The 1,138-nt window shown below is 40.2% G+C and carries 2 protein-coding genes; both read right to left on the bottom strand.

The window, feature by feature from the left end; genetic code table 11:
• Positions 1 to 85 precede the first annotated feature (85 nt).
• On the bottom strand, positions 86 to 748 hold the full coding sequence (locus AC007G_RS28270; RefSeq protein ID WP_016239973.1) for a cell envelope integrity TolA C-terminal domain-containing protein: 663 nt from the start codon (positions 746 to 748) through the stop codon (positions 86 to 88).
• Entirely contained in the window at positions 745 to 1,137 is a 393-nt protein-coding gene (locus tag AC007G_RS28265) for a hypothetical protein (RefSeq protein WP_479466761.1), read from the bottom strand. Before AC007G_RS28265 ends, AC007G_RS28270 begins: the two co-directional genes overlap by 4 nt.
• Between the last annotated feature and the right edge of the window lies 1 nt (position 1,138).

Genomic DNA, 1,138 nt, shown 5'->3' with positions numbered 1-1,138 from the left:
TAAGAAAAGAAAAATAAGAATCTCCACAAAAGTGAAGACTCCTATCAGTAATAAAAATCAGAAACTTATCTTATGAGTAGTGTTTTTAAAAACTAAAATCAATAGGTGTATTTCTAAACACTTTGTACTGACTATCATTCATTGCACTGAGCTTGATTTTTTGGGTTCTCTTTAAAACATAAGAGCATGCATCATTATCACCGGACTCTACTTTTATTGACAACACATTACCACTTTGAGAGAACCATACTTTAATAGAGCACTTTTGTCCTGTTAAGTCAGGTGCGCCACTCCTGATTTGGCTAAATGCATTACGAATTTCCATGCTATAATTTTGTATTTCTTGCCTTTCCTCTATTTCCTTTTGTGATAAGGGTTTCGCTATTGCTTGCTTGTTTTCACTATTTATCTTGGGTGTTTGCTTTCCAACATTGCAACCCATGCGATATGCCTGAGAAATTTCAATATACTCAGCGCGTTCCATTCCATGCAATGTATCCGCCTGTTTATTGAATTGTCGTATTTTGCTTTCGCATGCTGAGTTTCGACCCTGCATCGATTCTTTAGCTCCATTCAGACACACTTCATAAACCACGCCTGGACTGGCAATTCTGGACATACTTGCGTAAGAATCACATGTAGCAGTCGCTCTCATCTGCATCTGTGATTGCGTAATCGCCAGTGACTGATTTGCAAATAACAAACCGGTCATTGATATCAATAAGGGAAGGGTGATTAATTTTTTCATTCAGCACCTACCTGTAAGATGCAATCAATTCCCATTACGTCAGTACCCCAAAGTTTGATATCCGGCTCGCCACCTGATGCACCCTGAGTGCTCATATCCAGAGCAAGGATATAGAAACTGTTTTTATCAACATCAAACTCGTAGTTAACAAGTGGAGCACCACTGGTCTGATACACCGATTGCTGAATGTCCTGAATGCGTTTTTGTGAAATGAGCTTGCCGTTATGCAATAACTTTATGACGCCAACATCTTTCATGTAGCTCATGAATCCACTACTGGCACTACCGGTAACGTGTCGCTCAATGCTCCAGCCGCCATGACAAACAATATTGTCTGCCATTGCAGCAACCGGAATGGTCATGCTTGCGGCAGAGGCAAGGATTGGAATC

The sequence above is a fragment of the Klebsiella sp. CSG-1 genome (genome assembly GCF_056521145.1).
The sequence above is the reverse complement of the archived record's forward strand: the minus strand, read 5'-3'. Positions and strand labels throughout refer to the sequence as shown.